Genomic DNA, 24087 nt, shown 5'->3' with positions numbered 1-24087 from the left:
CCTGTAGCGGCGCGGCGCGTTTCATTCCGAGAAATATAGAGAAAGGATTGCGTTAGATATCCTTTCCTATATTTCAAGGTGAAACGGCCGTCGCCGTCCTGTAGCGGCGCGACGCGTTTCATTCCGAGAAATATAGAGAAAGGATTGCGTTAGATATCCTTTCCTATATTTCAAGGTGAAACGGCCGTCGCCCTCCTGTAGCGGCGCGGCGCGTTTCATTCCGAGAAATATAGAGAAAGGATCGCGTTAGATATCCTTTCTCTATATTTCAATAAAAAAACGGCACTCCATCCTTTGATGAAGTACCGTTTTTTTGAGCTTTTCCAGCCCATTCGCTGCTATAAATTTTGCTGGGTAATACCCAATTCCGGATCGAACACCAGCATCTTCGTGCCAATTTTATCAATGAAAAACCGATCATGGCTTACGGTCACAACAGCGCCGGGAAAATGTATCAGCGCCTGCTCCATCACCTGTATGCTCGTTAAATCCAGATGATTCGTCGGTTCATCCAATATGATGACGGCTGCACCCGAAAGCAGGCATTTCGCCAATGCAACCCGGGCCATTTGGCCGCCGGACAGGCTGCCAATCACTTTGCTTAAATCCATCTCGGAAAATTGCAGCATCGACAGAAATTTGTTCACCTTTTTCCGCGGCGCATCGAGCCCTAGACCATACGTATTGACGGCGTGGCTCACTGTATCCTTAGGATCAAGCTCCTCCCACATCCGGTTGAAATACGCGTAGCTGACCCCTTTTTCCCAGGTGACCTCGCCGGATTCAGGCTTCTCCTGCCCCGTCAGCACCTTGATCAGCGTGGACTTCCCGCTTCCGTTCGGGCCAACGATGACGAGGCGATCCTCCTTCTGAATGTCAAAGCTGACGTTCTGAAAAATAGCGCGTTCCTCATAGCTTTGCCCGATTTGCTTAACCTCGCACAGCTTGTCCGGGAAACGCAGCAACTCATAAATATCCGTAATCAGCACGTTCACCGGATTCGGCTCAACCCGCTTCTTATTATCGGCCAATTTGCGGGATAACCGGTCTTTGGACGATTTTTTGCTGGCGCGGCTGTCGATCGCTTCCGACTCCATGAGCAGCAGCTCTTCCTCCCACTCGAACTGGCGGTCCAGCTCCTTCTTGCGCAGCTTCTTCTTACGAATATAGTCCGTATAATTGCCATCGTATGGCTGAAAATGATAATTTTCAATCTCGATGATTTGCGTGACGACCTTGTCGATAAACTGCCGATCATGAGAGATCAAGATCATGGCGCCATTAAACCGGTAAAGCCACTGCTCCAGCCACGCAATGCCTTCCATATCCAAGTAGTTTGTCGGCTCGTCAAGCAATACAACATCCGGCAGCTCAATTAGCATTTTTGCTAAAGCCGCACGGTTTCTCCAGCCGCCAGACAACTCATCAATCGGCTGATTGCGTGAACGATCGTTGAAGCCCAGCTTCGTCAGAACGGTGTTGATCTCTACGGAAACGTTCCAGCCGTCCAAATGGTCCATTTGCTCGAACAGCTCCGCCTGCCTCGCCAGCAGCTCATTCATTTCGCCATCATCCGATACCAAGCCCAGCTTTTCCCCAACCGCTTGCAGCTCGCGCTCAATCAGAGCAACCTGCTCGAAGCACATTTCCAGCTCTTGCTGGACAGACAGACTACCGCGCATTTCTGAAAATTGCGAGAAATACCCAATTTTCACCTTTGGATCTATTTCCACTTTGCCGCTTGTCGGCTCTTCTTTGCCCATAATGAGCTTGAATACCGTCGACTTGCCGGCTCCATTCCGCCCAATAAGGCCAATTCGCTCCCCTTGGCTCACGCGAAAATAAATATCGCGAAAAATCATGGCGTCTTCATATTTCTTCGTCACATTTTCCAACCGAATTACACTCATGCTATCACCCTTCTAGCTCCGTCAGTCTACTAGTCATTATAACATTAGATATTGTTTATTTTTTGTTGCGCGCCAATATTTCGCCTGCCTTCGCCCGAAACTCGGTGGCCGCCGCCTCGGGCGTTATTTTGCCAAATAGCAGCAGGTCATGCAAATCACGCAGCACCACGGTCACTTCTGCCGTTCCGACCGGGTCCGGCGGGTCCATGGGACTGCTATTTTTCTCCACCCAATCGAGATATTCAAAGATTTGCGCAAGCTCCGGCTTAACGAACGGCTTCAGCTGCTCCTTTAACTGGGAAGATACGGGCACGCCCCTCTCTCCCTGCAGCAGCTTGTTTGCCTCTAAATTATTGACGAAGAAGCTGATGAATTTCGCGGCCTCTTCTTTATTTTTTGAATTTTTGGAAATCGAAAAAAACATGCCCGGCTTCAAAAATAACCCTTGCTTGCTGTTTGGCCCAGGCAGCGGCACGATAGCCAGCTGTTTGCCGTAATGCTCCACGATGTTGATGAACTGATTGGAATAGCCCCAGCCTAATAGAGCCTCCCCTTTAAAAAAAGGGTCTGCGTCCGATTTATTAATATCGGACGTCCATATATCGGGCAAAAATATCAGTTTATCCTTCGCGAGCCTTTGCATTCGTCCAAAATAGTCGATAAACAGCTTGTCATCCTCGTAACCTAGACTAATGCCATCTTCTGCAAACAAGGTAAAGCCATGCTGTCTAAGAAAATAAGCAAAAAACTGCTCCGGCGTAAACACCGTTCCTAAATAAACGCCTGTGCCCTTGAGCTGCTCTCCCATCTGGTCAAAATCCTCCCAAGTCCATGAGGCTGTAGGCGGCTCTATGCCGCTGGCCTTGAAAACCTCTGGGTCGTATACAGCAAATAGCGCATTGACGCCCAAATTCATGCCATATAAGTGGTCTCCCCATTTCCCGCTGGACAGATGGCTCTCGCTGATGGAGGAGGCATCTATGATACCGCTTCGAATATACGGCTCCAAATTCTCCAGCAAATCAAGCGAGCTGTACTGGGACAAATACGAAATGTCCATCTGAATGATGTCCGGCAGCGCATTGCCCGCCGCGTACGGCGCGAGCTTTCTCCAATATTCATTGAAAGCGCTGTATTCAAATTCAATGTTAATATGCGGATTTAGCTCTTCATACATATGGATAACCTCGATCGTTGCGTTGTTGCGAAATTCATTGCCCCACCAAGCGATGCGAAGCGTAATCGGCTCCTCCTTAAGCTTGTTCAATGGGTCGGACTGCCCGGGGATGCAGCCCCAGAGAGCGGCTAGCAAGCCAAGCATTATGCCAATTCGGATGGTTGTTCGCATCTTCTGCCTAATCCTCCTGCACAAGCGGAATAAGGACGCTGACTTTCGTTCCGCCCCCCGCCCGGCTGTCAATTCCTAGCCCATAGCTTTCGCCGAATGCGAGCTTGATCCGATTTTTAATATTCAAAATGCCAATCCCGTTCCCCCGCGTCTCCGCCTCTCCGCTCAGCACACGCTGCACATAAGCTTCCTCCATGCCCGGCCCGCCGTCCTCGACAATAAGCGCTAGCTTCCCTTCCCCCCACTCCGCATAAAGCCGGATCGTACAGGGCTCAATCATAGGCTCCAAACCATATTGCACGGCATTTTCCAATAGAGGCTGCAAAGTAAGCTTAGGGATGGCAGCGGCATAACAGGAAGCAGGCACATCCATATGAAAATCCAGCCGATTTTGAAATCGGTATTTTTGAATCGTAATGTAATGCTTCACCGTTTCAAGCTCCTCGGCAACCGTAATCACATTTTGCTTTAAGCTGATTGAGGAGCGCAGCAAATAACCAAGCGAGACGACCATGCTGGATATTTGCTGCTGCGCATTTTTTTTGGCCAGCCAATGGATAGAATCGAGCGCATTATACAAAAAATGAGGATTAATTTGCGCCTGAAGCGCCTTGAACTCCGTTTCCTTAATGATAAGCTGGTTGGCGTAATTTTCTTTAATCAGCGTATTAATGCGAGTAATCATCATTCGATACGTTCGCTGCAGCAGCCCTACTTCATCCATTTGCTGAAAAGCAGGTGCGGACATGCTGGCATCCATGCTCTCCAGGTCGCCATACTGCACCTCCTTCATCTGGCTGATCAACTGGCGAATGGGCCTCGTCAAGCTGCGGGCAAAGGCCATCCCGATGGCAACAACGACAATAAAGGTCAGGCTATAGACGATAACGAGCGAATTTTTCAGCCACACGACCGTTTTAAAAATATGATTGTACGGGACGATATTATAATACATCCATCCGGTATAAGAGGATTTTTTCTGCGACAAAAAGGTCGGCTCGTTGTTCACCTTCTTGATCTCGTAGCCGTCTCCCGCCTTTAGCGGCTGAAAGGCAACAGCCACACCTTCTGGCATTTGCCCGTACGGATAGATGACATCCTGCCCTGATTTAAGCAAAATATCACTACTCTGACTCGCCGTGCCTGCATAGTCCTCCACTAATCTCTCAATATTAATCCGCAAAAATAAAATGCCGATGGGCTCCAGCGTCAATGGCTCATACGCCCGCACCTCCCTGACCATAATTAGCATAGGGTCGGAATCATCCGGGTAAAGCCAGCGGACTTCGCCTTTTCCCGCTACAGCTTCTTTTATCATGCGGGCGTATTTTTCCTCTGAGAAGGATGGGGAGTCCCCATATTTGCTGACCCGCTGTCTGGAGTCGATAAGATGAACAGATTGAACATAACGTTCAGCATTGCTAATATGCGCCCACAGTTGATCGGTTATCTTCTTGCGGGTTATGTAACCGGCATATTCTGCATCGTCCTGAAGCAAATCCTTTAATCCTCGCTGAATTTGTGAATCTGAAATAATGGTGAGCGACATCGACTCCAGCTTCTTCAGCTCCATATCTATCGTGGTGGACGATAAATTCAAGAGTCGATAGGATTTGTCATATAGCTGTCTGTCATAAATCGAATAGGCATAATATAAGGAGCTGTAAGCAATCGTAATAATAAGGGTCATGATCAGAAAGATCATGAGAAACATTTTTCGCTTGATGCTCAGATTCCGATATACCGCCATTATAAAAAGCGCTCCTTTGCATAGGTCATACACTAGATATAACATACTCGGCAAAAACCAGATACACTAGCGGAACCCGGAGCTCTATTTTCACGAAGAAAAGGCTACTTTGGGGCGTTTTACGCCCCATACAGCAGCCTTCATCCGTTTATGCATTTTTCACGCTGCCGCTTATTTCGTTTGGTATCTTTCGTAAGCCGCTTGGTGCATTTCGACAGCTTGATCAATGCCCATGCTCTTAATCGTCTCTACCATTTTGTCGAACTCGGCAATCGGCTTCTGCCCGTTAATGATCGCTGTCATCGTCTCGTTCAAGTACGTATTGACTTGGCTCATAATGGAAGTGACCGTGCTTGCTTCGTCCAACGTCAGGCGGATAGGAGGAAGCGTCAGCTCGGAGCTCGCTTTCATCCACTCCGTGTTGGCATCCCGCTGGCCTTGATCGAACAAGAGGGCGTCCAAATATTTGCTGTCCTGATTGATCGGGCCATCCATAATCGATAGCGCATAAGAAGCCAGCGCCTGATCATAGGTCAAGCCGTTCGGATTGTCGGTGATGAGGCCCGTAAACTTGATAGCATCGCCGTCCTTCTCGTAGCTCTCGCCCTCGATGCCAAAGTTGAACAAGTCGCTGCCCTGCGCGCTGTAATTAAAATCCATCCATTGCACGATATATTTCAGCTTGTCTTCATCGGCGCTTGATGTGATCGCTTCTCCATAGGTCAGCACCTTATTGTTCATATTGAAGGTCGCGTAGGCATTGCCATCCGGCGATACCGGCCATGGAGCGCCTGTCAGATTAAAATCCGGATCGGTATCCCTCATCAGGTTGAAATATTTGCCCATGCCGCTGAACACACCGCCCAAGTAGGAGCCGGCTAAATTATTCGTAATTTTATAGTCAAAGGCTTTGCCGTCATTCGTCATAATTTCCGGATCAATCAGCCCTTCTTTATACCAAGCTGCCATCGTCTCAAGGAAAATTTTGTATTCAGGCTCGATTGGCCCGAAAGCCACTTTTCCGCCCTTCATTTCGAAGCCGCCAATGACTCCGAAGGCTGGAGAAAAATCATGCAGCTTCGTCAAATTTCCCGGTCCCCAGTTGCCTGTAAACGGAAGCTCATCCTGCTTGCCGTTGCCGTTCGGGTCCTGTTCCTTGAACGCCTTAAGCACCGTATGCCACTCATCAATCGTTGTAGGCGTTTTCAAATTGAGCTTATCAAGCCAGTCCTTGCGCACGATGGGGCCCGTTGTCGCATTCAGCTTGAGCGCATCCAGCTTCAGAAGCGGGAACATATAGATCGTGCCGTCATCGAGAGCAATTTGCTTCAACACATCCGCATCGGATTCAATAATGCTTTTCAGGTTTGGCGCGTATTGGTCGATCAGCTCGTTCAAGCGAATAATCCGCCCGTCCTCGATCATTTTCTCAGGACCGCCTACTGCATCCGCCCAGTTGTAGTAGATGACGTCTGGAAGCTCCTTCGTTGCAATGAGCAGGTTGAACTGATCCTTTTGCTGTCCCAGCGGCGGGTGGGTAAATTTCACCTTGATTCCCGTCAGCTCTTCCTTTTTCTTATACGAGGCCATTTCCCCAAAGTTGTCCATCGAGGCGGTCAGCTTCGCATCATTCGCACGCCAATAATTAATCGTGAACGCTTCATTCGTAATGGGCAGCGGTATTTCCGTCAGCTTCTCTTCTCCGGCTGCTGGACTGGACGCCCCTGCATTGGCCGGACTGCCTGCTGCCGCTCCTTCATTTGGCGCATTGTTTTGCGAGCACGCCGACATCAGGCCGACAAGCAGCGCCGAGGACAAAATGACCAACCCCATTTTTCTTTTCACCCAAATCGCCTCCAAAAAATAATTGATTTTTATTGTTTCACGGCACCGATTAAAGCGCCTTGAACAAAAAACTTTTGAATAAACGGATACACCAGCATAATCGGCAGCGTAGAAATAATAATCGTGGCGTATTTAATGTTTTCTCCGATTGCAAAGCCTGTGTCCACGCCGGCACCCATCGACTCCGTACTGCTGCTAATTAAAATATCCCGCATTACAATCTGGATCGGATACAGCTCCTGGCTTCGCAAGTAGAGCATCGGGCCCACATAATCATTCCAATGGTCTACAGCATAATACAGCGACATGACCGCCAAAATCGATTTGGATAAAGGCAGGACGATACGAAATAAGATTAGAAAATCATTAGCTCCATCCAGCTTGGCGGATTCGATCAAGCTTATCGGAATGCTCTCGAAGCTCGTTTTCATAATCAGGAAGTAGAAGGTGCTGATTGCACCAGGGATGATCATCGCCAGGCGAGTATCCACCAGTCCCAAATTCTGAATGAGCAGAAAGCTTGGGATCATGCCGCCGCCAAAAAACATCGTAAAGGTAATGAGCTGCATAAACGTTTTTCGGCCGAATAAATCCATTCTGGATAGCGCATAGGCGGCAAAAGCCGTCATTAGCAAATTAACCAGCGTTCCTGCTACGACATAAAAGAGCGTGTTCAAGTAGCCGTTATAAATTTTCGGATTTTGAAACACATATTTATAAGCCTCAAGCTGGAAGCCTTCGGGCAGCAGCATGAGCGACCTTGAGCGCAGCAATTGATCTGGATCGCTTATAGAAGAATTCAGCACATACAGCATCGGATAAAAGGATACGGCTATAATGCAGCACAGCATAATCACATTGAAAAAGTCAAAAACATATTCCCCTGACGAGCGTTTCATAGGTCACCTCCCGTTTACCAGAGACTGGTCGAATTCACTTTTTTACTAATCGCATTGGCCATTAACAGCAGCGAGAAATTAATAATGCCGTTAATTAATCCGATAGCGGTCGAATATGTATAGTTGCCTTCTAAAATGCCGGAACGGTAAATGAAGGTGGAGATGACGTCTGACGTTTCATAGGTCGGTGCCGTCTGCATGAGCAAAATTTTCTGAAAGTCGGCGTTCATAACCGCACCCAAACGCAAAATCAGCATAATGACAACCGTCGGCATAATGCCCGGGAGCGTAATATGCAGCAGCTGCTTCCACCTGCCAGCCCCATCCATCTTCGCCGCTTCATAGAGCTGGGTATCAATATTGCTGAGCGCTGCCAGAAAAATAATCGAGGCCCAGCCCGCCCCCTGCCAAATGTTCGAAAGAATGTACATCGGCCGAAACATATCCTTCTCCGCTAGAAACATAATCGGCTGCAGGTCGAAGAAGCTGCGAATGACATTAAACAAGCCGCCATCGAGCGACGAGAACGTTTTCAGCATTCCGACAACAACGACGACCGAAATGAAGTGGGGCATGTAGCTGATCGTCTGTACCGTGCTCTTGAACCACTTTTTGCGGACCTCATTAAGCAGCAGCGCCAAAATAATCGGTGCCGGAAAGCCGAACAAAATGCTGTAAAAGCTGAGGATCAACGTATTTTTAATAATTCGCCAAAAATAATAGCTGTTAAAAAACATCGTAAAATTGTCAAAGCCGATCCATTTTCCTTCCAAAATGCCTTTGATTGGGCTATAAGATTTTTGAAAAGCCATCAACAAGCCGTACATCGGTCCATAGTGGAAAATGAAATAATACGCTAGGACCGGAATTAACATGAGGTATACATATTTATTCCGCAGCCATTCCTTTTTGAGGAAAACGAGTTTGCTTGTTTTAGCTCTGCTGCCCTTGAGCGCCTGCTGCTGCTCTTCCTCCAGCTTCAACTCCATTCTTCTGCCCCCACCCTAAATGTTAATCGATTAATATTTATGTTTATAAATATACAGGTACGGCTTCTCTTTTCACATGTTCATTTCCGATGGTTTTATGTTCAAAACCGTGATGTATCAAGGTGAAACGGCTGGCGCCTTCCTTTGGCGGCCCGGCGCGTTTCAATCCGAGAAATATAAATGCTTATATTTGCAAAAAAACACCCTGCGGCCGTATCTCGACGACTTCAGGGTGTAAACGATAAGCCTATGGCGTTTTCTTATATTCCGAAGGAGAAAATCCGGTATACTTCTTAAACATTTTGCTAAAATAAGACGAATTGCCGCCGAAACCCGTTTCCTCAGCCAGCGCCGCTATTGTAAATTCCTCGCTTTGGCCGATTATCTCCAGCGCCTTTTGAATCCGAAAGCTCATCATGTAGTTCGTAAATTTTTCGCCTGTCTCCTTCTTGAACATTTTGCTTATGTAATCCGGATTCATATAAATCTCCCCGGCAATAGATTGCAAAGTCAGCGATTCATCCTTGAAGCGGCTTTGGACAATATTTTTCATATGAAGCACCATCTGCGACTGCCTGCATCGATTCCGCTCATAGTTGTGGAGAGCAATCTCTTGGGCGATGCCCATCACATATTGTTGAAAAGACTGCAAGGTGCTCGTTTCGATTAAACCCGGGAGCTTATCCATATACGCCTTCATCTCGGAAGATCCACACAGCCGAATCATTTCCATGTACATCTGGATCAAATAGGATTTCGTTGTGGATATGTCATAGCGCAGCTCAGAAAGCATTTGAAACATTTGCTGAAGCTCTTTATCCGCTTCTGCCCAATGCCCTGCTTTAATTGCTGTCATTAAACGTTCTTGGTCATACTCCCATTCAGAACGATCCCCTTCCCCAGATGGGGAAATGTCGCGCTCCATAATAAGACTGCCTTCACCGAGATAAAATCGATGGTTCAAGCAGACAAGCGTCTGCGTATATAAGCGCCGCGCCTGCGCCAGCTCTCCCGGCTCGCTGAGGGCGGCGGTTAGGTCAAAATGATAATATTTCGTGAAGGTGGCGCGGATGCTGTCAATTTTCTCGAAAAATTGCGCCTCTGACAGCTCGTCCTCCATGAGCAGAAGGACATGCTGGCCTACAGTAGAGCTGAGTATCGGATTAGGAAAGATATCCTCAGCAATATTTTTAACGGCAAATAGATGCTCATACTCATGCTCGCCCTCAATTTCCACCAGCAGCAGGCGTACGCTTTGCGTTTGAAAATGCAGCCCGAACAGGTCGCCAAAATACTGCCATTCTCTTACGCCATACGTTTTATTCGTTACGAACTCCTTTAGAAAATGCTCCTTGGCATGCGGCAACACGCGCTCTAAATCATACTTGATTGATTGCACGAAGCTCTCCTGGCTGGCCCGTTCCTTCTTCTCCTGAACGATCTCCGTGATGGCCTCCACCAAGCTTTCCTCGCTGCACGGCTTCAGCAAATAATGCTTCACCCCATACTGCATAGCTGTTTTGGCATAATCAAATTCTGAGAAGCCGGTCAGCATGATAAAAGAGATACCGGGATACTGCTCCGCAACAGCAGCTACGAGCTGCAAGCCATCCATGCCCGGCATTCGAATGTCGGTAATAACAATGTCCGGCGGATTGTCCCTCAACTTTGTTAGCGCTTCCAAACCATTTTGCGCTGTTCCTGTTAATTGTGTACCTAGCCGAGCCCAATCCATCACGGAGGAAATGCCGTCAAGAATAAGCCATTCATCATCAACCAAGAGAACCTTGTACACCGCTACTCCCCCTCCCCTATTGCCAGCCTGATAAAAGCTGCGTCTTTTATTCTTAATTTTACCTTGCTATGACAAAGCAAGCAATGAAAGGGAGATGTGCAATTGGGAGCACAATTAGAGATGTACAATTAACAGCACTAGCAAAAAAAGCAAAGGCAGCTTTAACTGCCCTTGCTCCTTCTCTTTATTGCTCTTAAATATTAATATCATGAATGTTGTCGATAATAATGCCTTCCCTGACTCCCATTACGGTATTTCCTTTTTGAAGCGCTTTTCACAGGGTCTACACAATATCAACGAACTAGTGGAATAACCCTCGGTGAATGCTAGCCCACACCTAACCTATAGCTATACCCTCCACTGCCGCACCAAGTTTTTTCCGCATGCTATAATTGAATCGATGCAGCTTCTTTCACTGCCACTTGTAATCACATATAATCCCATTGATTTGGCAATGGGAATTGCCATAGCGCCGAATCCTCCGGTTCCTCCGGGAATGAAAAGCTTTTTCTTCGGCTGGGCATGGAGTACATTATGCAAGGCTTGATAAGCAGTCAAGGCAGTAAGGGGGACCGCAGCCGCTTCATTAAAAGACAAATGGTCAGGCATGATGGATAAAGCATCTTCATTCACGGCCGCATATTCAGCAAAAGCACCGATTTTATTAAGCGGCAGCCTCGTATAGACAGGGTCACCTACCTTAAAATTCAATACCTTATCACCAACGGCTTCAATAACGCCTGATAGTTCATTCCCTAAAGTGAATGGCAGCTTATAGTCGGCAATCATCCGCACACTGCCATTCAGATTAAGAATGTCCAGTGGGTTTACGCCTGCAGCTTTTACTTTGACAAGTACCTCATGGCTATTGATCTGTGGTATATCAACATCATTTAATTCCACTTGAATTTTTTTTGAATAATTCTGTATTTGTGCCGCTTTCTAGAAATTCCGTTTCTGTTATAGCCGGTGCTAAAACCTTTGCCTTTAGTTTGGCACCTTTCAGTTCTAGCTCTTTTGCAAGCCCTTCTGTGAAGGCACTAACATAATATTTAGATGCTGAATAAGCAACATTCCCAACAGCAATGGCATAACCGAGCGCGGATGAGACGTTAATTAACTGAGTTCCTTCGACATCTGCATAATCTCGCACATACAGAGTAGAAAGGATCGTCAAGGATTCGATATTAACACGCAGCATCGTTTGGGCTTTATCTAAATTCTGATCTGCTACAAAAGCGGCTTCTCCCAGCCCCGCATTGTTAATCCAAGTGTCTATTTCGTATTCCTTTAGCTTGCTATACAAAGTGTAAGCCTGATCTGTAACAGACAGGTCACTTGTTTGAACAATAACATTTACACTAGGATCTATTTCCTGAATGGCCGTTTTAAGCTCTTCTAATTTATCCAATCCCTGAGCTTGCTCCTGTAATAACGGTATACTTCATCCTATTCTCTCCTTCATAACGTGCAGATTAGTGTAAATGAGTTTCAAGCACAATTTTAGAATGATCATTCTTATTAGGGTAAAAAACAGTTAGATCTAACTTGCTATTCGTATAGCCATTTTAGAACGAACAGTAACGAATTTTTTTATGGCTAAAAATATTGCTTTTGGAGCGGCATTCCTTGGCTTGTTCAAGGCATAAGATACAAGCTCTTTCTTGCACTAGAGGGACAAGTGGGAACTTGTATCACAGAAACAAACCAGCTTCCATTTAGGTCACTCCTTTTGCCCATCATGTTGGCATGACCCTTTTAATCTAAAACGGACAGTGTCATAGCAATAATATTGTTGAATTTTTGTTGATCCGATGTTGTCTTGACCAGCGTACGCAGCCCCAACCACGCATTCATTAAATAATGAGAAATCATTTCAGGTTCAAGGCCAGCCTTGATCTCACCCGATTGCTGGCCCTCCAGAACAAGGTTAGTCAACAATTCCTCAGTCCGTGAATAACTCTCATCCACCAGGGATGCAACTTCTGGATCCAACACGCCCAGTTCCACGCCTGAATTCACGAGAAAACACCCAAGAGGTTCCCCTTCATTTTTTATTGTCGCTTCAAACAACTCCCGGATGATTTCCTTTACCGGCGTTCGCTTTTCAACCAAAAATTTCATTCTATTCGTTTGCTTAGCTTCATATCGTTCGAGAGCTTTTATAAACAAGGCATGCTTATCCCCAAATGTATCATAAATACTTCTACGATGAATGCCCATAAAGTTAACCAGTTCATTCATTGAAGTTTTCTCGTACCCTTGTGCCCAAAATAGCTGTATGGCTTTATCTAATACTTCATTGATTTCAAATTCCTTGGATCTTGCCATCGTCATCACCTCGAATAATCATTATACATTTAAGTGAACGATTGGCAAACTGAAATAAACATAAGAAAGAGCAAAGGCGATTATAGTCCCCTTTGCTCTTTCCTCCAAGCCTATTGCAGCAACTGCTGCCAAAGCAGGATGCCTAGCTCGTTTGCAGCCAGTTCACTTTAGCCCACGACAGCTTGCCCGCACCCGCGCCATTTGCAGCCACGAGCCTTGCTTTCAATGTCGCTGGATCATCAGCTGTATAGCTATAAGGAAGCGTTGTGAATCCGTTCCAGGAAAAAGGCTTGATCGCTGCTGGAACTGGAGAAAGCGGGCTTCCCGCTGTATCGCTATTTCCTCTAAAGGTTGTTCCATCCAGCGAATAGATCGTGTCTATAGCCGCGATTTTCCCCGTATAGTCAGGAAGACTGGCATCCTTCTGATTATTGCGAAGCGGGTAATAAACATCAATAATGACTGATTTCTCAATCAGCACAGCACCATTTTCTGTGGAAATCGCTCCATTGCTCGTTACGCCAAAATGATAACCATTGCCGGAAATGGCTGTCTCCATCGCCGAAGTAATCCGTGATCTGGCACTCCAAGCGCCTGCGCTGTCCATAACGATGTTGTAGGCATGGACGTTTCCAGCCCGCAGGCGAGGCATCCGGTCCTGCTGATCCTGATAATAGTTGTGATGCAGCGTCACTTCAAGCGCTGCATTATCGCTGGCAAATTCGGTTGAGCCCACCAGATGCCCTTTCTTCTGGCTGGCAGCAACCGCGATAATGTCATCCTTGCTCAGTCCTACTGCACTGCTTCTTAAAAAAGCATACATAGGATAAGCCGACTGATTCGCTTCCAGCGCATTGATTTGCTGGGTGACCCAGCTGCCTGTACTGCCGTCATCGCCTAAGAAGGAGGACCATGAAATGGTGACGCCATTGCTTCCTTTTTTCACATCGACCAGTCCGTCATATGCTTTGTGGAACGTACAGTGGTCGATCCAAAACTTGCTGCTTTCTTCGATTGTGATATAATCCCAGTCGTTTTTGTCGTAATCTCCCTTGGTTGCTTCATCCCATTCCCACAGCTCATCAAATTCGAGATTGCGAATGATGACATTCGTGCTTCTCTTGAAGGTAAAAGCAGCATGCTTGATCTTCGCGCCGTTGGCGGAGAAAATCGTCAGGTCCGTAAAGCCGTCCACTGTAATTTTGCTAACGCCCGTATTAAGTAGAACCGGGTGCGTTAATGCGCTGTTGTGAGAGGCGAACGGCGAGACTTTCGCTGCCGCCGGAATTTCGTTCCAGCCAAGATCGAGATCGTTCATGATTTCGACGACCTTATAGCCTGAGCCTTTCTTTAGCGCAGCGGCTAGATCTGTTGCATTATAAACTTTTATATATTGGGAATCGGTTTCGGCGATGCTGCCTCCCCCTGTGTTGCCTGCGGAAAACCCAGTTAGTTGATATTCGCTGGTCGGCCCAGATGTTGGAGAAGGCGTTGGTGTCGGTGTTGGAGCAGTCGTCGGGCTAGTGGATGGAGTCGGGGTTGGCTGCACCGTCGGAGTCGGGGTTGGAGCCACTGTCGGCGAAGGTGTTGGTGTCGTTGGCACCGAGCCTGAGTTGGTAACGCTTACATTATCGAACTTAGCAATAGATTTAAAAGTTACCAAACCCGCTGCACCCGCAGCCAAGCTGGAATCCGTAGCCGAGAGCTCAAGCTGGCCGTTTACATAAAGCTTGATGGACGTTCCACTCAATTCGAGCTTCACCTTATACCATACACCCGTTGCCAGGCCAAAATTCGTTTTGCTCGCTATAGTTGTCGTGGAACCGCTTACTTTTTTCCTAATTTCAAGTGTGCCTCCACTGCTGTTATACAAGGACGCTGCATAAAAATTATTGCCATCCACGTATCTGCCGGCAACATACGTTCTAGTCGATCCATTAAAATCAACGATCTTTACATCCGCCTCCACCGCATAATCGGTCCATGTCTGGCTGCCAGCAGAAGTTCGGCCTTCGCTTGTGCCCGATTGGGAATAAACCGCATTGCCGCTGTCTTGAACGACGGACCAGCTTCCGCTAGTGGATGTCCAATTGCCTGCTCCTCCATCAAAGCTGTCCTCCAATAGCGTCGCTGCGCTTGCCGGATAAACAAAGCCGATTGTCCCAGCTGACAAGACAAGCGTTAAACATAATACGAACACCAAATGCCGCTTTATAAAATCATTCATCTCAAAATACTCCTTCCATATTGTAGTAGATTACATTCTAATTATAGTAATTAATGGTAAAATTTGAATAGTCTCGAAGACCTAATAAAATCGGAGAAAACAGCCAAACAGATCACCACTACTATTCATGGAAGTGTTATAATTGATAATAGTTATCAATTATATACCTGATAGAAAGGAGGCGAGCCGTTGTTTTGAAGGATGACGACTATTTATTACTGTGGCATCATGCGCACATCCGGCTGAACGATATTCGCCATCAGCTTATAGGAGTTGGAGGCCAGTTAAATGCCTACCGGCTTCCATCGCCCGCTTTTATATATATCGTTCGCGGAACGGCACGATTTCGGCTTGACGGGAAGGAGCTTCAGGCGGACCGTTTCCATATTCTGCACAGCGGCAAGGGCAGCCTCTTGGACATAGATGGAATTAAGGAACCATTAGAATATTATCTCATTCTTTATAAAGCTTCGCTGCCGCTCCTAACGGCTCCATTTATTCGAAAACTTGCGGATAATGACAGTCCTTTTCATAAACAATATGAATTCGCTCCCCATGATCCGGTTGCGCTGCTTCATTTGGTGAAGACGATGCAGCAGCAGTGGCATGAAACTCATTCCCTACAGCGAATTCATGTCAAAGCCTTGTTTTATCAGTTCATCTACGAGGTGGAACAGCAGTTGCAAATGCAAGGCAAGCAGACCGTCAAGCCTGACCTTGTGGAGCAGGTCATCCGACATATTCGTGAATGCTATAGCACGCCTATTACACTCGCATCCATCGCCCAATTGTTGAATTATAGCGCCCCATATGTCTCCAAGCAGTTTAAAAATAAGACTGGCTACAGCTTAATTGATTTTCTAATTCTAACTCGTGTGGATAAGGCGAAGGAGCTGCTGCTTCATTCGGAAGCTTCGCTCCAAGAAATTTCCAGCAGTGTGGGATATCCAGATTTATCTTATTTCATTCGTATCTTCAAAAAAACGACCGGTGTAACACCCGGAAGCTTCAAAGCACGGGCTGGCAGCAGCCAGCAAGAAGCAGATCGTCCTACCCTTATGCTTAGATTGTCTGATGCAGCACGGGGGTTTCGACGTTATATTGATATGGAACATGATAAGGATTATCAATATGTCGAAGAAGGGGATTTCACGATGTACAAAGGAACCAAAGCCTCCATGGGAGCGACCGTGCTGTTATGTCTAGCCTTAATGCTCAGCGCCTGCTCCAGCGGCAGTGGAGCTGCTAATTCCATAGCTTCCAGCACCAGCCCTGCTGCTTCCACTCAGACGCAGAACAATAGTCCGGCTGCAAGCCAAACGAATGCTGAACCTGCTCCAAGCGTATATACAGACAGTCAGGGGCATGAGGTACAGCTTCCCGAAAGTCCAGAGCGCGTTGTACTCCAAGGCAATTCAATCGGCGATCTGCTGGCGCTAGGCATTCAGCCCATCGGCGTTGATCGCCGATTTATTGATGAATCCGTCTATTTGGACAAAGAACAGACAAAGGCGCAGGATATTGGTTTTCCAACCAATTTTGAAGCTCTTGTAGACTTGGCTCCCGATCTGACGATGCTCGGTTATGTTTTAGATAAACAGTACGAAGAAGTATCAAAAATATCGCCGACCGTCGTTTTTGATCAAAGCCTGCCATTAGCCGAGCGCCTCCCCATCATTGGAGAAATCGTCGGTAAACAAGCCGAGGCCAAGCAGCTGCTTGCCGATTATAATGCTAAAGCTGAGAACATGTGGAGTGAGTTGCATAAGGCAGGAAAGCTTACTGAAGGCGAAACAGCGGTCGTGTTAATTTATTATTGGAGCAAAGATATGTATTTGATGAAAACCGGCGGTCTTGCCTCTTTATTGTATCAGCAATCAGGCTACCAAATGTCCGAGCGGGTAAAGGAGCTTGAACCGACCGCGGGCTCTCCCTATATTGAGGTTTCAAAAGAACTCATGCACGACATGCTCATCGGAGACCGCCTATTCATCTTGTATCCACACAATGAAGATGCGGAAGCCTCCTTTGCTGAACTGCTGGAAACATCCCTTTGGAAATCGCTCCCTGCCGTCAAGAGCGGAAAAGTCACTTTTGTCGAAACAAAGTGGAATTACGAAGATATGCTGACTAGTGATATGCTGCTGGACGAGCTTCCCAAGCTGTTGGCTCAATAAATTTGAAGGTATTGCAAGCATAATCGGAACACTATCCATCCCCCATTGCTTGTGACGCCTAATAAAAGAAGGTCTGCGCCCTCCCATTCATGCGGGGGTTGCAGACCTTCTTCTCTGTTTAATACCACGCTATTTAAGCAAAATAGTCTTATTCTCTATCTTTGAACAATCGGACAATTGCCGCAATAGCCACGAAACGCTGCGAGCCGATAAGCCAGGCAGCAGGTCGCCTTCACAAACATCATCTGATCGGGTTCAGTCGGATGTGCCATGAATTTCGGCGTCATGCGAAAAGGATTGCGGCGCAGCCCGAAAATTTCCGGCTCCATGTCCCAGGCCCAGCGCCTGAAACGCTCGCGTACTGCTGCCTGGCTTTCCTCACCGGCTGCCTCCATAGCTTCATCTTCCATATAGTCATAGAGTGCATTATAAATCTGCTTCCACAGCAAGGCAGCAGGGGTTTGTGATGCCTGCGAAAGTGCAGCAATAATGGGCCTCACTTCATCCCGGTAGAAAATAGGAAGCGCGGCTTGAGCATTTTCAGCAGGCGCCTCGGCAGGAATCTCGGCGGGAATAGTCTCACGCCAGCCCTCATGAATGTGAAAGGAAAAGAGCGGCATTCCATCTATTCGGCTGAGCTGCACCGACATATTCGTCATTCGCAAGGCTGAGGCTCTACGATCTGCGGCGGCGAGCATGCTATGCATGGCTCCACAAACGCCTGCATACCAGCTGCAAAAAAAAGCTGCTGCTACGCGCATGTCCTCTGTCCCAATCATCGGGGCGTATGTTCGGAGCAGCAGCTCGGCATTTTGCTTCTCGCTCAGCTCCACCAGCGTAAAGCTCAATATCGTGTTTTCTGCTGCCACCGAAGTAACAAAAAACTTCTCAGATAAAGACATACCTCTATTGGCCTTTATTTTCAAAAATCTGTAGAACGGCATCAATCGCAAAACGGTTCGCCAGAGGGGACATCCCCAGATTAAACCATTCCTCTCCGCCTACCAGGTACACCTGATTTTTCTTCACGGCCGTCATGTTTTTCCACAATGAGCTGCTTTGGATTTCTTTGTAATAATTCTGGATGGTTTCATTGCTATCATCATTCATCTGCAAAATAATATGGTCCGGATTGTATTCCGGCAATTTCTCCAGCGATATGGTAATGGAAAGCTCACTCTGAGGGAAATTCTCAACCGCTTTAAGCCCCAGCGTTTTATGAACAAAGCTGCCACGGTCAATATTTTCGCCATAAAGAACAATGCCATCCGGCATAATCATCATATACATGACCGTTTCGTCCCCAACTAGAGTATCGAGCTTCTCTTTGGCTGCCTGTTCATGATCAACTAAATCTTGAATGACCTTATCCGCAGCCTCGGGCTTGCCTAATACGCCAGCAATATCCTTCAGCTCATCACGCCAGTCATCGCGTTGCGGCAGCAATACAGTTGGTGCAATCTTCGTAAGCTGATCGTAGTCTTTGTCCGACCACCATACCGGCGTGATAATCAGATCAGGCGCAGCGGCTAATATTTTTTCAAAATCAGGCGTCGTGGCGATACCCATTTTTATTGTATTTTTGAATGCATCCTCCAAATAAGACGGAAACTCCGGGTGATAATTTTGCACGGCAATTGGCGTAACGCCCAAAGCTTGTAGAAATTCCGGATACACAACGGAAAGCCCAATCACTCGGCTGGGATTTGCCGGAATCGTAATTTCGCCCTTCTCGCTGGCTACCGTACGGACGCTATCCGCTGCCGTGGCACTTGGCTCGCTGGACGAATTGCTCGCCTCTGGCGATACTGATGGTGAAGCTGTTGCTGTCGTATTTCCTTGTCCATTGTTCCCCGAGCATGCAGCCATCACAAGCGCCACCAGCGCGATCATGATTAGCGATAATGCTGTCTTCGATTGTTTCATTTTTCTGTACCCTCCTGAGCGGTCGATATATCTCATTTCTCATCAAGCGTAAACGGCTGTCGCTGTCCTCTGGCGGCAAAGCTAGCGTTTCGCGTTGAAATATAGGAAAGGATGGAAAAATCATATCCTTTCCTATATTTTTAAAAATGAGAATCAATATCACTGTTAGGAGTATAACGGATACTTTCCTCCTCGCCTATCGACGATCTCGCCAACATTTTATGCACGATTACGCCAAAGCTTTAACACCTCGTCCAATACCAAATCTTGCGTGAACGCTGTATATTCGGTCCATGGATAAGAAGGAAGCTGGTCGATTCGCCTATTTCTGACTGCCTTCAGCTGCCCCCACGCCGCTGATTGCCGCAGCTCCTGCCAGGCTGCTTGCGCCTTTGCATCGTCATCTACAATGAGCAGAAGCCTATCCGCATCCGTATGCATCAGCTCATCCCGTGTCCATTGCTGCTCGGGCTGATCTAGCATAATGCCTGCCGCTGGCGCAATTTGGAGATCGTCATAAAACACCTCGCCCAAGCTTCTGCTGCTCAAAATGTTAATCGCATGCTCCGATATTCGGGCAATGAGCAGACGATCGTTGCCCCATACCTTCTTCACTTGTTCCCGTACAGCACGTGTTTTTCGTTCATACTGATCGAGCCAGGCTTCCGCTTCTGAGGACTTGTCCAGCCACTGGGCAAGCAATCTTAGCTGCATTCGCCAATCATGCTCCAGCCATGGCATCAAATAAGTTGACGCTAGCTCTTCCAGCTTCTTCTCTGCTGCCGCGCTCGTAAATTCTTTAAGCCCGATGATGTAGTCCGGGTTCGTACTGCGTATCTGCTCTATTTTCACATCATCATCCTGCGCTAAGGGCAGAACCGAATGGGTGTCGTATTTTCGACGGTAATATTCGGTCCATGGATGATCGGCTGGAGCCGCATGAGGCGTAATATGCAGCGCAAGCAAATGTCCGATCATGTTGGCATGATAGGCTACGATTCTTTTTTTAGCATTTTTCATATATGCAGCAGGCGGCGTACCCGTTATTTTTTTAAATTTGCGCCGAAAATAAAGCTCATCCTGATAGCCGACATAGCTGGCGATATCTTTAAGCTGGTATTCCGAGTCGGGCTTCATCAGCTCCTGGGCTTGCCTAATGCGATATCTTGCCAAATATTCAATGGCACTCCAACCATAGGTTTGCTTAAACAGCCGGATAAAATGCCGTGAGCTGATGCCAGCCTCCCTCGCCAATAGCTCAATGGTCAGCTCCTCGCGGTAATGCTGCTCGATATATAACTTGGCACGCTTCATTGCAGCCTCGGACTCCGTGTCCAATACGCGCTTGCCATCTCGCAGCAGGCTGTACAGCAGCTCATAAAACTGAATTTGACCACGCAATCGCTGCAAGCGATTGTCGCTTTTTATCGTATGGCCCATAGCCTCGCAAAGTGCACTCCATTCAATCATGGAGGTTACCATGACTTCTCCTTCGACGGGAAACCGCAGATTTTGGGGCTGCCGCTCGTTCTGCGTTTGCCGCTCCGACGATTCGGGCTGCTCAAACACATCAAAGCGCACAGCATAAAGTCCACGCTCGCCCGAAACGTCTAGAAATGCCTCGATTAGTTGACCCGGCATACAAACAAAGGCACTGCCTGCCCTTAGCTCCGAATACCGCCCGTCTACAGTAATCCAGCCTCTGCCGGATGCAGCAAGCAGCAGCATATGCGATTCGATGAATTGCAGCCGAAACGACCAGCTTCCCGAGCTGCTATCGTTTTTTTCGACCGCTCTAAGCTTGAACCACATGTTGTCCAGCCGCTCATATTCGCCCGCTTGCGAAGCGTATTCATGATCGGACATCCTGCTCGCCACCTTTTTCTCTTTACCTTTATGCTTATTATTTTATAGGAACGAGCAGCGATAAGAAATACAACCCTCCCCTGTGCGGGTAAAAAAAAGAAAGCTGCCGCCAAGCCGCAGGTTAAATATCCGCAGTTGGCGACAGCCTTATTCCTGTTGTTTATATATAACGGTTCATGCAGAATGCAAAAACTTAAGCTTAAGACTTATAGCTCGTTTGGAGCCAATTCACTTTAGACCACGAAAGCTTGCCTGCACCCGAACCGTCAGCTGCGACAAGTCTTGCTTTTAAAGTGGCTGGGTCATCTGGAGTGTAGCTATATGGAAGCGACTTAAGTCCGTTCCAAGCAAAAGGCTTAGTAGCTGCCGGCACAGGTGAAAGCGGGCTTTTGGCAGAACTGCTGTCCCCTCTGAAGGTTGCTCCATCGAGAGTATAGATCGTGTCGAGTGCCGCAATTTTTCCCGTATAGGTGGAATCGCCTGCATCTGCCTGATTATTGCGAAGCGGATACGTGACATCAATGATTACAGATTTCTCAACGAGCACAGCCCCACCCTCGGTCGAAATCGCACCGTTGCTTGTAATTCCAAAATGATAGCCTTTGCCGGAAATCGCCTTCTCCATGGACGAGGTCAGCCGTTTTTTGGAGCTTCTTGCTCCTGCGCTGTCCATCACGATGTTATAGACATGGACATTACCGCCACGCAGGCGCGGCATCCGATCCTGCACGTCTTGATAATAGTTGTGATGCAGCGTCACTTCAAGCGCAGCGTTATCGCTGGCGAATTCAGTAGCCCCAATCAGATGGCCCTTCTTTTGGCTGGATGCAATGGCAATAATATCATCCTTGCTTAACCCAACCGAGCTGCTTCTTAAAAAAGCGTACATCGGATAATCCGATTTATTCGCCTCCATTACATTGATTTGCTTGGTGACCCAGCTGTTAGCACTTTGGTCATCAGCTAGGAAGGAGGACCAGGAAATCGTGACGCCCGTGCTGCCTTTTTTCACATCGACAAGACCGTCATAAGCTTTGTGGAACGTACAGTGGTCAATCCATACGTTGCTGCTGTTTTCCACCGTTATATAGTCCCAGTCATTTTTATCGTAATTGCCTTTCGTCGCTTCATCCCATTCCCACAGCTCGTCAAATACAAGATTGCGAATGATGACATTCGTGCTTCTTTTGAAGGTAAAAGCGGCATGCTTAATCGTTGCCCCATTCGCCGAGAAGATCGTCAAATCGTTGAAATCATCGACCGTCACCTTGCTGATTCCCGTTTCCATTAAAACCGGGTGCGTTAATGCGCTATTATGAGCAGCGAAAGGCGATACTTGGGCCTCTTTCGGAATCTCATTCCACCCTAAGTCAAGATCGTTCATAATTTCAATGACCTTATATCCCGACCCTTTCTTTAGCGCAAGAGCAAGATCCTTGGCATCATACACTTTCATATAACGGGAATCTGTTTCTGAAATCATGCCCCCACCCGTGCTGCCCTGCGCAAAGCCTGCCAAATTGTACTGGCCTGCCTTCCCTGCTGGCGGTGAAGGAACGAGCGTTGGCACAGGCGTCGGTTCAACCGATGGGGTTGAAGACGGTGTCGCCGTTGGTTCAATTGACGGTTTAGTCGATGGCTCGGTTGACGGCACTGCTGTCGGAGCAGGCGTCGATACTGGTGTTGGCGCCACAGTCGGCTCGGTTGATGGCAGCGTTGCATCTGGCGAGCTATCTGCAATCTTCACATTATCGAACTTGGCGATGGACTTGAACGTAACGAGTCCCGCGGCACCCGCCGCCAGGCTGGTATCGGCAGCTGACAGCTCCAGCTTGCCGTCTACATACATGTTGATTGTCGTTCCGCTCATTTCGAGCTTTACCTTATACCATACGCCAGTCTCTAAAGCATAACCCGCTTTGCTAGCCAACGTCGTTGTCGAACCATTCACTTTCTTTCTAATTTCCAGCGCACCACCGTTGCTGTTGTACAGCGATGCTGCATAAAAGTTATTGCCATCTATATAACGGCCCGCCACATAGGTTCTCGTCGATCCATTAAAATCGACAGCCTGTACGTCAGCCTCAACCGAATAATCGCTCCATGACTGACTGCCAGCAACCGCACGCCCTTCGCTTGTGCCAGACTGGAAATAAGCTTTATTGCCTTTCTCATTAACGACAGACCAGCTTCCGCTAGAAGGTGTCCAATTGCCAGCACCTGCATCAAAAGTGTCTTCCATTAGTGCAGCTGCCTTTGCCGGATAAACATAGCAAAGCGAAAGCACAAGCGCTGCACACAAAGCCAAAATCACATTCCTCTTAAAAAAATAATCCAATTTCATTCTTACTCCTCTTTCCGATAGTAGATTTATAACCTATATAAATATCGGAAATTTTGGAAATATTTAAATAGTCTATAAGACCCAAAATAAGGGAATTTATTTCATCCCCGGCTTCAACAATGGCTATATCCTTTACGACTACTAATATATCAATAATAGGTTTCGCATAACCGATAGAAGGAACCGATGTGCTGCCAATATGGTAGATGTCCATTACTCCTTCATTAAAAATTCTCCTTAGCTCCTTACCTTCTGCAGAGTATGCCTCATTCCATTTCTCAGACCAAGCCGCTATTGTCGTTTTGCGCATTAATCCTCCCTAAAGTCTATTCTCTTTATTGGCTATAGCAGGAAAAACAAGGAATATCGCGAAGATATAACCTTTAATAAAACATGAAGTATTAAAATGGCTGCATCTATGTGGGGGTAAGTCAGTTGGTATCATTAACAATCCCAGCGACTAACTGGGCAAAATAATGGGCTTCCACTGCCGTCACTCGCCTTTTTCCATATTCCTTTGCCTGAATACAATGAAGTGTGGAGGCGAGTGTAATCACGCATGCCGCTAATGAAACTAGACAATGGTCGGGGATCATCTATTACCTCAGAAGGTTCCGCAGCATGCTCTCCTGTATTAAAGTTAATAGCAGACAAAAGATCTTTAATGTGGGGGTCATGTG

15 protein-coding genes and 2 pseudogenes are annotated in these 24087 nt (G+C 47.3%); 1 reads left to right on the top strand and 16 read right to left on the bottom strand.

Going from position 1 to position 24087, the window contains the following annotated elements:
• Positions 1-338 precede the first annotated feature (338 nt).
• From AC6B99_RS24915 to AC6B99_RS24865, 11 genes and pseudogenes are all read right to left on the bottom strand, one after another.
• Complete coding sequence (locus AC6B99_RS24915) at positions 339-1910, bottom strand: ABC-F family ATP-binding cassette domain-containing protein (protein ID WP_056031423.1); 1572 nt, start codon at positions 1908-1910, stop codon at positions 339-341.
• Positions 1911-1965: 55 nt separating this feature from the next.
• Positions 1966-3258 carry an ABC transporter substrate-binding protein gene (locus AC6B99_RS24910; RefSeq protein ID WP_496664475.1) on the bottom strand — a complete coding sequence of 431 codons (1293 nt, stop codon included), beginning with the start codon at positions 3256-3258 and terminating at the stop codon, positions 1966-1968.
• 7 nt (positions 3259-3265) lie between these two features.
• Entirely contained in the window at positions 3266-5008 is a 1743-nt protein-coding gene (locus AC6B99_RS24905; RefSeq protein ID WP_496664474.1) for a sensor histidine kinase, read from the bottom strand.
• A gap of 171 nt (positions 5009-5179) precedes the next feature.
• Entirely contained in the window at positions 5180-6853 is a 1674-nt protein-coding gene (locus AC6B99_RS24900; protein ID WP_496664473.1) for a type 2 periplasmic-binding domain-containing protein, read from the bottom strand.
• 29 nt (positions 6854-6882) lie between these two features.
• Positions 6883-7752 (bottom strand): carbohydrate ABC transporter permease, encoded by an 870-nt coding sequence (locus AC6B99_RS24895; RefSeq protein WP_056031434.1) that lies wholly within the window; start codon positions 7750-7752, stop codon positions 6883-6885.
• Between the two features lie 14 nt (positions 7753-7766).
• Positions 7767-8741, bottom strand: a complete 975-nt coding sequence (locus AC6B99_RS24890) for an ABC transporter permease (RefSeq protein ID WP_056031437.1) — start codon at positions 8739-8741, stop codon at positions 7767-7769.
• 247 nt (positions 8742-8988) lie between these two features.
• Complete coding sequence (locus AC6B99_RS24885) at positions 8989-10536, bottom strand: response regulator transcription factor (RefSeq protein WP_496664472.1); 1548 nt, start codon at positions 10534-10536, stop codon at positions 8989-8991.
• A 408-nt stretch (positions 10537-10944) separates the two neighbouring features.
• Positions 10945-11466, bottom strand: a pseudogene (locus AC6B99_RS24880) (NADP-dependent oxidoreductase); the annotation flags it as partial.
• Positions 11453-11984, bottom strand: a pseudogene (locus AC6B99_RS24875) (SDR family NAD(P)-dependent oxidoreductase); the annotation flags it as partial. The pseudogenes AC6B99_RS24875 and AC6B99_RS24880, both read right to left, overlap by 14 nt.
• A gap of 310 nt (positions 11985-12294) precedes the next feature.
• Positions 12295-12867, bottom strand: coding sequence for a TetR family transcriptional regulator C-terminal domain-containing protein (locus AC6B99_RS24870; protein ID WP_494878935.1), 573 nt, complete (start codon positions 12865-12867; stop codon positions 12295-12297).
• Between the two features lie 142 nt (positions 12868-13009).
• Positions 13010-15094, bottom strand: coding sequence for a pectate lyase family protein (locus tag AC6B99_RS24865; protein WP_496664471.1), 2085 nt, complete (start codon positions 15092-15094; stop codon positions 13010-13012).
• A 194-nt stretch (positions 15095-15288) separates the two neighbouring features.
• On the opposite strand from AC6B99_RS24865, the gene AC6B99_RS24860 reads away from it, so the two are divergent.
• Complete coding sequence (locus AC6B99_RS24860) at positions 15289-17271, top strand: helix-turn-helix domain-containing protein (RefSeq protein WP_494865369.1); 1983 nt, start codon at positions 15289-15291, stop codon at positions 17269-17271.
• Positions 17272-17426: 155 nt separating this feature from the next.
• On the opposite strand, the gene AC6B99_RS24855 is transcribed toward AC6B99_RS24860, so the two are convergent.
• The 5 genes from AC6B99_RS24855 to AC6B99_RS24835 form a co-directional block, all read right to left on the bottom strand.
• Positions 17427-18173 (bottom strand): (2Fe-2S)-binding protein, encoded by a 747-nt coding sequence (locus AC6B99_RS24855; protein WP_494865367.1) that lies wholly within the window; start codon positions 18171-18173, stop codon positions 17427-17429.
• A 4-nt stretch (positions 18174-18177) separates the two neighbouring features.
• Positions 18178-19197 carry an ABC transporter substrate-binding protein gene (locus tag AC6B99_RS24850; RefSeq protein WP_056031457.1) on the bottom strand — a complete coding sequence of 340 codons (1020 nt, stop codon included), beginning with the start codon at positions 19195-19197 and terminating at the stop codon, positions 18178-18180.
• 219 nt (positions 19198-19416) lie between these two features.
• Entirely contained in the window at positions 19417-21063 is a 1647-nt protein-coding gene (locus AC6B99_RS24845; RefSeq protein ID WP_496664470.1) for a helix-turn-helix domain-containing protein, read from the bottom strand.
• Between the two features lie 199 nt (positions 21064-21262).
• Complete coding sequence (locus tag AC6B99_RS24840) at positions 21263-23407, bottom strand: pectate lyase family protein (protein WP_496664469.1); 2145 nt, start codon at positions 23405-23407, stop codon at positions 21263-21265.
• The gene (locus AC6B99_RS24835) at positions 23385-23717 is read right to left on the bottom strand and encodes a GrpB family protein (RefSeq protein ID WP_496664468.1); all 333 of its coding nucleotides are present in this window, start codon (positions 23715-23717) and stop codon (positions 23385-23387) included. Before AC6B99_RS24835 ends, AC6B99_RS24840 begins: the two co-directional genes overlap by 23 nt.
• Between the last annotated feature and the right edge of the window lie 370 nt (positions 23718-24087).

This window comes from Paenibacillus liaoningensis (assembly GCF_059609455.1).
The sequence above is the reverse complement of the archived record's forward strand: the minus strand, read 5'-3'. Positions and strand labels throughout refer to the sequence as shown.

What these genes read in the sequence shown, in the direction of transcription:
- AC6B99_RS24915 (WP_056031423.1), bottom strand. Translation starts at nt 1,910, where the DNA reads ATGAGTGTAATTCGGTTGGAAAATGTGACGAAGAAATATGAAGACGCC.
- AC6B99_RS24910 (WP_496664475.1), bottom strand. Translation starts at nt 3,258, where the DNA reads ATGCGAACAACCATCCGAATTGGCATAATGCTTGGCTTGCTAGCCGCT.
- AC6B99_RS24905 (WP_496664474.1), bottom strand. Translation starts at nt 5,008, where the DNA reads ATGGCGGTATATCGGAATCTGAGCATCAAGCGAAAAATGTTTCTCATG.
- AC6B99_RS24895 (WP_056031434.1), bottom strand. Translation starts at nt 7,752, where the DNA reads ATGAAACGCTCGTCAGGGGAATATGTTTTTGACTTTTTCAATGTGATT.
- AC6B99_RS24890 (WP_056031437.1), bottom strand. Translation starts at nt 8,741, where the DNA reads ATGGAGTTGAAGCTGGAGGAAGAGCAGCAGCAGGCGCTCAAGGGCAGC.
- AC6B99_RS24870 (WP_494878935.1), bottom strand. Translation starts at nt 12,867, where the DNA reads ATGGCAAGATCCAAGGAATTTGAAATCAATGAAGTATTAGATAAAGCC.
- AC6B99_RS24865 (WP_496664471.1), bottom strand. Translation starts at nt 15,094, where the DNA reads ATGAATGATTTTATAAAGCGGCATTTGGTGTTCGTATTATGTTTAACG.
- AC6B99_RS24855 (WP_494865367.1), bottom strand. Translation starts at nt 18,173, where the DNA reads ATGTCTTTATCTGAGAAGTTTTTTGTTACTTCGGTGGCAGCAGAAAAC.
- AC6B99_RS24850 (WP_056031457.1), bottom strand. Translation starts at nt 19,197, where the DNA reads ATGAAACAATCGAAGACAGCATTATCGCTAATCATGATCGCGCTGGTG.
- AC6B99_RS24845 (WP_496664470.1), bottom strand. Translation starts at nt 21,063, where the DNA reads ATGTCCGATCATGAATACGCTTCGCAAGCGGGCGAATATGAGCGGCTG.
- AC6B99_RS24840 (WP_496664469.1), bottom strand. Translation starts at nt 23,407, where the DNA reads ATGAAATTGGATTATTTTTTTAAGAGGAATGTGATTTTGGCTTTGTGT.
- AC6B99_RS24835 (WP_496664468.1), bottom strand. Translation starts at nt 23,717, where the DNA reads ATGCGCAAAACGACAATAGCGGCTTGGTCTGAGAAATGGAATGAGGCA.